Source organism: Kocuria sp. ZOR0020, from assembly GCF_000800955.1.
GTDB classification, from domain to species: Bacteria; Actinomycetota; Actinomycetes; order Actinomycetales; family Micrococcaceae; genus Kocuria; species Kocuria subflava.
Window position 1 is genome coordinate 1 of sequence record NZ_JROX01000172.1, and the last position, 8,749, is coordinate 8,749.

Genomic DNA, 8,749 nt, shown 5'->3' on the forward strand with positions numbered 1-8,749 from the left:
AAGGGTGACGGAAGGGCGGCGGAAGGGGCATGGTGGGGGAGAGCGGCGGCAGGACGGAGGTGCCGCGGGCTCGTTGGCTCAGGACCGCCCGAACTTCTTCTTGCGTTGCTCGTTGGCCGCAACCGGGTCAAAAGTCTGTAGGCGCTCGCGCATCTTGCGCAGGAACACACCCAGCGTGACAAACATCAACACCACCAGCAGCACCCAACGGGTGGACATCAGCACCGAGGACAGCGTGGCCAGACCCGCGTTGGCGGGAGCGGCAACGGCTTGCTCCACGGCCACGTTGCCGCCCAGTGTCACGGCCGGGAACAGGCCCGTGACCACCAGGCCACCGGTGCGTTCCAGGCCGCGCTTGGCGTAGATCACCAGGAACAAGATCCAGCCCACGGCCATGACCAACGGAGCCAGCAGCCCGGTGCTCCAGTGCACGGAGGCGTAGAGGTTCGCGCCGTCCTGGCCAATGATCCTGGAGAACTCCGCAAGCCATTCGGGACTGTAGCCGGTGACCTGTAGCTCAGGGACGCCGTGACCTTCGGCCACCACGTGGGCGAACTCGGGCAGGATCAGGATGTTGACGTAGAACATCAGCAGCGCGCCGATGATCATGACCACGGCGATCAGGATGCCTGGCTGCCGCTTGGTCTTGGTGGGTTCGGCTGCGGGCAGCTCGGTGCTGCGCCGCTGCCTGCGGGGTGCCGCACTGACGCGGTCCTCACGTGGGGTGCGCGGTGTGGCGGGAGCCTCTGCGGCCAACTCCCCGTGTTTCTTGACCTTCTGCGCGCGCGACAAACCCATGCCTCCATTATGGCGGCACGCCAAGGCTGACAAATCAGTGCCCCCAAGCGGGGGTAGGAGGATGCGAGGGGGGTGGCGACGACGGCGATCACCCTCCAAGGCGAGTAAGCTCGATCACATCCCGATCGGGATGACTTCCGGTGGGGGGAATGCGGGCAATGGGGTCCGCATCAAGCGCTTGGAGGTGCACTGTGGAGTTGTCGATCGGCCTCCCGGAAGGCCTGTTGCTGCGGCTGTCCAACGGGGACCTGACCCTTTACGAGGACGACTGGAAAACCGTACGGCGCCAGATCGACCTCTCCATTTTGGAGGGTGCCCAGATCGCAGACATCACGTGGTCGCACAAGCTGTGGGCCGCCGTCGTGGCCGTGCCGGAGCGCAACCAACTGTTCCGCTGGGATGCCTACACCAACGCCCTGGTGGAGTTTGCAGGCACCGGGGAGCCCGGCAGACGCGACGGCAAGGTGGCCCACGCGAAGTTCGCCGCCACCTGCGGCACCGTGGAGGATTCCGATGGCCGCGTGTGGCTGGTGGACCGGGATTCTTCGGCGTTGCGCTACTTGGAGTTCGACCTGGACAAGGGCGACGGCGATCCCCACGTGGTCACGGTTGTGGGTCGCCACGGCGCCGGATACGCCGATGGTGCCGCCGATGAGGCACGCCTGTCCGCCCCCGAATCCGTGCACATCCTCTACGACGGTTCCGTGGTGGTGGCAGACACCGGCAACCATGCGATCCGAGTTCTGGACAGAGAGAGCCTGGAATTGCGAACGGTGGTGGGTGGGCCTGATCTGACGGAGGCCGACACCGACTTCAGCGATGACATGGTGCTGCAGCGCCCGCATCTGGTGGAAGTGGCCGACGGCGAGCTGTGGGTGGTGGATGACAACGGCCGTCACCACGTAGAGGTCACCCCGGTCTGAGTCTGCAGCCAAGCTGCGCCGGGAGGCTCCGGGCCTGCGCTGTGGTGTCCGGGCCCGCGCCTAAACTATGGGGATCATGGATTTCCTCACGGACAACCCCCTGCTCTCGGTCGCTGCCAGTTCCCCACGGATGGATCAATCCGCCACAGGCGCTGTCGCGGCGAATCCCGAAGCGCTCCTGGAGGGGCTCAATGCCCCGCAGCGGCAGGCCGTCGAGCATGCGGGATCGCCTCTGCTGATCGTTGCCGGTGCCGGTTCCGGCAAGACCCGGGTGCTGACGCACCGGGTGGCCTATCTGCTGGCAACGGGACGCGCCCGGCCCGGGGAGATCCTGGCGATCACCTTCACCAACAAGGCCGCAGCGGAAATGCGCGAACGCGTGGTGGAACTGGTGGGCCCGGCCGCCAAGTCCATGACGATTTCCACGTTTCACTCCTTCTGCGTGCGGGTGCTGCGCCGTGAGGCCACCTCCATCGGGTTGAAGTCCACGTTCTCCATCTACGATTCCGCGGACTCCTTGCGGGTGATAACGGCCGTGGCCAAACAGCTGGACCTGGACCCCAAACGGTTCGCACCCAAGGCCATGCAGCACGCGATTTCAGGGCTCAAGAACGAACTGATCGACGACGAAACCCACCTGGCGCGTGCCTCCGGAACGGACCCGTGGGAGTCAGCGGTGGCCCAGATCTACCGCGGTTACACCGAACGCCTGCGAGCAGCCAACGCCCTGGATTTCGATGACCTGATTGCCCAGACGGTGTACATGCTCCGGGCCTTCCCGGTGATCGCCGAATATTACCGACGCCGGTACCGGCACGTGCTGATCGATGAATACCAGGACACCAACCACGCCCAGTACGCCCTGGTCAAGGAGATTGTGGGGGACGGCAAGGACCCCAATGTGCCGGTCGGTGAGTTGACCGTGGTGGGTGATTCGGACCAGTCGATTTATGCCTTCCGCGGGGCGGACATCCGCAACATCGTGGACTTCGAACAGGATTACCCCAACGCCCGCACGGTGCTGCTGGAACAGAACTACCGTTCCACCCAGACCATTCTCTCCGCTGCCAACGCGGTGATCGCCAAGAACTCCGGGCGTCAGGACAAGCGCCTGTGGACCTCCACGGGGGACGGCGAACAGATTGTGGGCTACGCCGCAGAGTCCGCCCATGAGGAAGCCCGTTGGATTGTTGAGGAGATCGACCGTCTGCAGGACGACCACGGTGTTCGTCCCGGGGACGTGGCGGTGTTCTACCGGACCAACGCACAGTCGCGTTCCCTGGAAGAGATCCTGATGCGGGTGGGACTGCCGTATCGCGTGGTGGGCGGCACCCGGTTCTACGAACGCAAGGAGATCAAGGACGCACTGGCCTATCTGCGGACCCTGATCAACCCGGATGACGAGGTCACCGTCCGCCGGATCCTCAACGAACCCAAACGCGGCATCGGTGATCGCGCGCAGGGTGCCGTTGGCGCGTTGGCCGAACGGGATCGGATCTCCTTCATGGCCGCCTTGCGCCGGGCCGAGGACGCCCCGGGCATGGCCACCCGTTCGGTCAAGGCGGTGGGTGCTTTCGTCCAGCTGATCGACGACCTGGCCACGGTGGCCGAAGGCAACGGCCCGGCCGCCGTCTTGGAAGCGGTCTTGGAGCAGTCGGGCTACCTGGAAGCCCTGCGCACCTCCGATGACCCCCAGGACGAATCCCGGGTGGAGAACCTGGCTGAGCTGGTGGCCGTGGTCCGCGAATATGAGCGGGAGAATCCCGAAGCCGGACTGCCGGAGTTCCTGGAGCATGTGGCGCTGGTGGCCGATGCCGATCAGATTCCGGATCGTACCGAGGACCCGGAGAACAAGGGCGTGGTCACCTTGATGACACTGCACACCGCCAAGGGTCTTGAGTTTCCCGTGGTGTTCCTGACCGGCATGGAGCATGGGATCTTTCCGCACCAACGATCCATGACGGATGAGAAGGAGATGCAGGAGGAACGCCGCCTGGCCTACGTGGGAATCACCCGTGCCCGGCAACGTCTCTACCTGACCCGGGCGGAGAACCGGCAGCAATGGGGCCAGTCCCAGTACAACCCTCCCAGCCCGTTCCTGGAGGAAATCCCCACATCCCTCATCACATGGGAGCGCGTGGGTTCGGCTGCCCCAGGAGGCTGGGGATCGGCGTCCTACGGCTCCGGGTCCTACGGAGGGTCAGGTTCTTACGGGGGCTCCGGTGTCTACGGCGGAGGAGCCCGACGCGGCAGCGATTCCGGCTCCTGGTGGGGTGCCGGTGCGGGCTCGCACGGTGGGTTCCAGCGGATGGGAACCAGTGCCCGGGCCAAGGCCGGCCGAATCGATCCGACCAAGGAAGTTCTTTCCCTGACCGTGGGTGAACAGGTGGAGCACAAGAGCTTTGGTCGCGGAACGGTCATCCAGCTTGAAGGCAGCGGGGACAAGGTCATCGCCAAGGTGCGTTTTGGTGCAGAGGAAAAGCGGCTGCTGGTTCGGTCCGCTCCGCTGTCCAAGGTCCGTTAACCTCCAAGACCCTTATCCGTGCTCCTGTAGCCGGGGGCGAACATTGCTGTTTCCATTCGGTAATTTCGCCGTGCAGGTACTTCCACTCGACGCGTCTTCACGCAACGCTGTTGCATGAAACGCAACCCAAGCAGGGAGCTTGGGTCTGAGGGGAGCGCTATGGCACATACGCAAGCAGCCACGCTGACCACGCCCGATGGTGTGGAAGCCAGTACGAGTCAGCGAAGGAAGGCGGTGGTGTCGAGCTTCATCGGCAACTTCGTCGAGTGGTTCGACTATGGCGCCTATAGCTATTTGGCAGTGACCATCGGGCTGGCCTTTTTTCACGGAGACGTACAGAACAGCACGTTTATGGCATTCGTGCTGTTTGCCATCAGCTTCCTGGTCCGCCCCTTCGGGGCATTCTTCTGGGGCTACTGGGGTGACAAGTACGGCCGGAGCCGGACCTTGTCCTGGTCCATTCTGCTCATGTCAGGAGCGACGTTCTGTATCGGTGTGGTTCCCGGATCTCAGACGATCGGAGTCGCCGCACCGCTGCTGCTGCTCCTGTTTCGGATGGTTCAGGGTTTCTCTGCGGCGGGGGAGTACGCCGGTGCATCCGCGCTCTTGACAGAATATGCGCCCAAGGCAAAGCGTGGAATGTATGCAGCGGTGGTCCCTGGATCCACGGCAACGGGCTTGTTGCTCGGATCACTGTTCGCGACCGTCCTCTACGGCACGCTCTCTAGCGAGGCGATGGAATCTTGGGGTTGGAGGATCCCATTCTTGCTGGCGGCTCCGTTAGGGCTGATTGGTCTCTACATTCGGCGTCAGATCGCTGACACACCGGCGTTCCGTAAGAATGTTGAGCGGACCCAACCATTGGAAGGTGTGCCCAAGCGATCGATATTTCCCTTAAAGTTGCTGGTCACCCACTACCCCAAGCAGGTGGCGCAAGGTTTTGGAATCGTTCTCCTGAATGCGGTGGGCTTCTATGTGGTGTTGACTTTCATGCCAACTTACATGTCTGAGCAGTTGGGCTACGACACTGCGGCATCGCAATTGGCCACGACGTTGTCATTGCTCACCTACATCAGTTTCATCTTTCTGACCGGGTTCGTTGCCGACAAGATTGGAAGGCGCAGCACATTGATCCTGGCCTCAGGCACGTTCATTGTGCTGAGCATCCCGGCTTTCATGGTGATGAACACCGGGCATTACTGGTTGGCGGTCCTTGCTCTAGTCATCATGGGCGGGTTCTTATCGCTAAATGATGGCGCATTGCCTTCAGCGATATGTGAGCTCTATCCGACTGCCGTGCGGTTTACGGGCTTTGCATTGGTGTTTAATGCTGGAAACGCAATCTTTGGTGGGCCGATGAGTGCTTTCAATACATGGCTGATCAATACGACTGGCAATACGATGTGGCCAGCCTACATTCTGATGGCCGCCGCCACCGTTGCTTTGGGGGCAGTGCTCTGGTCCAAGGACAACTCGCGGCGTGACATTGACTACTGACCTGTCCTCGACCGCTTCGACCCAAGGAAAGGGCTTGATGATGAGTGCAACACCCCTGAACGGTGCTCCAGCAACAGCTGGTGACAATGGTCTCTTGGAGCGTACCAAGATCATACATAACGGTGAAAAGGTACCCTTGACCTTTAGCGATGCTGAAATGATGCGGAGAATTGACCGTCTACGTGCGCAGATGGTTTCCCAGGGCATCGACGCAGTTGTGATGAACTCCTACCACAACATTAAGTACTACACAGATTTCCTTTACACATACTTCGGCAGGAAGTATGGATTGGTCATTACGCCGAATGCGGTCGTCACTATAACGGCAAACATTGACGGTGGGATGCCATGGCGCCGATCGTTCGGAGACAACGTCGTATATACGGATTGGAATCGTGACAATTTCTGGTTCGCTGTTGCAAGTGTTATCAGTGATTCCGGAGTGGTGCCGCATCGTATCGGGCTTGAAATGGACTGGCTGCCGGTGGCGGATTCAGAGCACTATCGCCGAACCTTCCCAAATGTTGAATTGGTTGATGTCTCGGAGATCGCAATGCGTCAACGTATGGTCAAATCTGCAGAGGAAATCGCTGTCATACGTGACTCGGCGCGGATCGCCGACGTCGGTGGGTTCGCCGTCCGAAGTGCGATAAAGGAAGGAGTGAAGGAATACGAGGTCGCTTTGGTGGGAACTGAGGCCATGACCCGTGAGATTGCAAGGGCGTTTCCTGATTCTGAAATACGAGACACTTGGGTGTGGTTCCAGTCCGGAATTAATACGGATGGTGCGCACAGCTGGCCGACCACCCGCTCTCTGAGGCGTGGAGACATACTTTCGTTGAATTGTTTCGCCATGCCATCCGGGTACTACACGGCCTTGGAACGAACGCTCTTCCTGGGGGAGCCCGATGAACGAACTCGGCGCTTGTGGGAGATCAACGTGGATGTACACGAAGCCGGGATTTCTCTGATCAAGCCGGGTGCACGTTGTGGTGACATCGCCCACGCACTCAACGAGATCTACGTAGAACACGGGCTGTTGGCTAATCGGTCCTTCGGCTACGGGCACTCCTTCGGCGTCATCGGCCACTACTACGGTCGTGAAGGTGGGTTGGAACTGCGTGAGGACGTGGACACCGTGCTGGAGCCCGGCATGGTGGTGTCCATGGAGCCGATGATCATGGTCCCGGAGGGACTCCCCGGCGCAGGCGGCTATCGTGAGCACGACATCTTGGTGGTTGGTGATGATCACGCCGAGGACATCACGGCCTTCCCCTATGGTCCAGGGGCCAACATTGTTGAGATGTGAGGACCATTAGAGATTGAGAGCGTCAATGATCGACCCTCTTGAGGGGCCGCCGCAGCCGAAGGAGCCGACCAAAGGCGGAGGCTCCGCAGCGGTGTGGCAGGTGCTACGAAGCCTCGGGCAGCGACCGAATGCCACCATCACGGATATTGCTGCAGAAATAGGTTTGCACAAGTCCTCTGTCTCCCGGCTCCTGGGCGGTCTGCGTGAGGACGGGATCGTGGAATGGGACGACGAGACTTCGCGTTATCGGCTGGGCCTTGGACTACTGGCGTTGGCCGCACCGCTTCTGGCTCAGGCCGATATCATCGATGCTGCCGGCGCTGAACTCGTATCACTGTCCGAGTCCACCGGAGAGTCGAGTTCGGTCATGGTCTGGAGTGGCGACGGCGCTGTGTGCGTCAAGCAAGTGATCAGCCCCCAACCGGTCAAACACAGCTGCTCCCTGGGGCAGCGTTTCAATACTGCACAGTCCGCATCTGTACAGGTGTTCCTCGCCCACACTGCACCTGAGAGGGTGCAGCGGCTCTTGTCTGATGCCGTCATCAGCGGGGGGCAGGACCGGGCTACGGGCGAACCTTGTCGTTCTTACCTGGAACGTCTGGCAGAAGTTCGTGCGCGTGGCTGGGCGGTCAATGCATCGGAAACATCAGCGCAGGAGACCAGCGTGGCTGTCCCCGTGCGGGACAGCCACGGAGTGTGTGGCGCAATATTGGTCTCAGCTCCCAGCTACCGGACGCCTTTGGCCGTCGTTGAAAGTCACGTCAGGGCCGCTCAGCAGGCTGCATCGGTCGTCAGCCGCCGCATGGGTGGGTGCGCAGAGGCATGAGCCCCAGGAGGCACTCTCGATGTATGCACGCCAAGAGCAGGCCTACCGGATCAGACCAGGGGCAGGGCTGCTCCCCAGCGAGATCTCAGACGCCTGTCAACGCGGTGCAAGTTCAGAGGAAGATCAGCACTATCGCGGTTGCCGGAGCTGTCCACCGCAGGCGACGCCCCGTGAGCAGGTGGACCGCCCCGAGCAGTGTGCACGCGATGAGGGCGGTGACCGCCGCAGCCCAGCCCCCGGGTATCGCTTGAAAGACGGCTCCCACCAGACCGATCACGAGTCCACCCACGGGGACCTTGGCCATCCACCGCCATGGTGCGATCGCTTCGGCCAAGGCCTGGACGGCGGCCAAGGCCAAGGCGACAACCAAGGAAAAACCACAGTGGTGGATCAGCCATCCGGCGGCAGCGATGAGCCCGGCCATTCCATACGTGCCGTACAGGCCTTGCCACAACTGAACCGGTTGGAGTGTCCACTGCCCCACCAGCATCGGGGGAAGGATTACGGCGCACAAGACTGCGCCAACACCGAACCACAGGGCGGCCGAGACATGGCGGTGGTCTTCGCTCAGCGGCGGGATGGGCACCCTGCCTTCGAAAACGTCCGCGCGCGATGAACTGCGCCGCAACCAGCGGTACACCTGCTGGGTGCCCGCTGCCCACATGAGTCCCACAACCGCCCAGAGGGCGGTCTGCGGCCACAGCTGCAAGAGGCGCCCGGAGGTGGAGGCGATGTCGGCTATCCCGGCCAGGGGTAGTTGGAGACAGGCAAGGATGGCGCAGATCAGCAGTGCCGCCGTGAGTCTCGGCCGGCTCGGCCCGCGGCCCGAACGCGATGATCGACCGGAGCGGTAGCGGCTCGAGCCGTTTAGG

7 protein-coding genes are annotated in these 8,749 nt (G+C 61.9%); 5 read left to right on the top strand and 2 right to left on the bottom strand.

Going from position 1 to position 8,749, the window contains the following annotated elements:
• Positions 1–78: 78 nt before the first annotated feature.
• Positions 79–798: a hypothetical protein gene (locus tag L979_RS10535; protein WP_047692172.1), complete on the bottom strand. Its 720-nt coding sequence runs from the start codon at positions 796–798 to the stop codon at positions 79–81.
• Between the two features lie 191 nt (positions 799–989).
• On the opposite strand from L979_RS10535, the gene L979_RS10540 reads away from it, so the two are divergent.
• From L979_RS10540 to L979_RS10560, 5 genes are all read left to right on the top strand, one after another.
• A complete protein-coding gene (locus tag L979_RS10540; RefSeq protein WP_231559505.1) occupies positions 990–1,721 on the top strand; it encodes an integrase in 732 nt (243 codons plus the stop codon).
• Between the two features lie 76 nt (positions 1,722–1,797).
• Positions 1,798–4,245 (top strand): DNA helicase PcrA, encoded by a 2,448-nt coding sequence (gene pcrA / locus L979_RS10545; protein ID WP_047692175.1) that lies wholly within the window; start codon positions 1,798–1,800, stop codon positions 4,243–4,245.
• A 159-nt stretch (positions 4,246–4,404) separates the two neighbouring features.
• Entirely contained in the window at positions 4,405–5,742 is a 1,338-nt protein-coding gene (locus tag L979_RS10550) for an MFS transporter (protein WP_231559506.1), read from the top strand.
• A 40-nt stretch (positions 5,743–5,782) separates the two neighbouring features.
• Positions 5,783–7,051, top strand: coding sequence for an aminopeptidase P family protein (locus L979_RS10555; protein WP_047692177.1), 1,269 nt, complete (start codon positions 5,783–5,785; stop codon positions 7,049–7,051).
• Positions 7,052–7,076: 25 nt separating this feature from the next.
• Entirely contained in the window at positions 7,077–7,877 is an 801-nt protein-coding gene (locus tag L979_RS10560; protein WP_052209797.1) for an IclR family transcriptional regulator, read from the top strand.
• Between the two features lie 112 nt (positions 7,878–7,989).
• Here L979_RS10560 and L979_RS16330 read toward each other — a convergent pair.
• Positions 7,990–8,749: hypothetical protein (locus L979_RS16330; RefSeq protein WP_197052135.1), on the bottom strand; the 760-nt coding region annotated here is incomplete at its 5' end.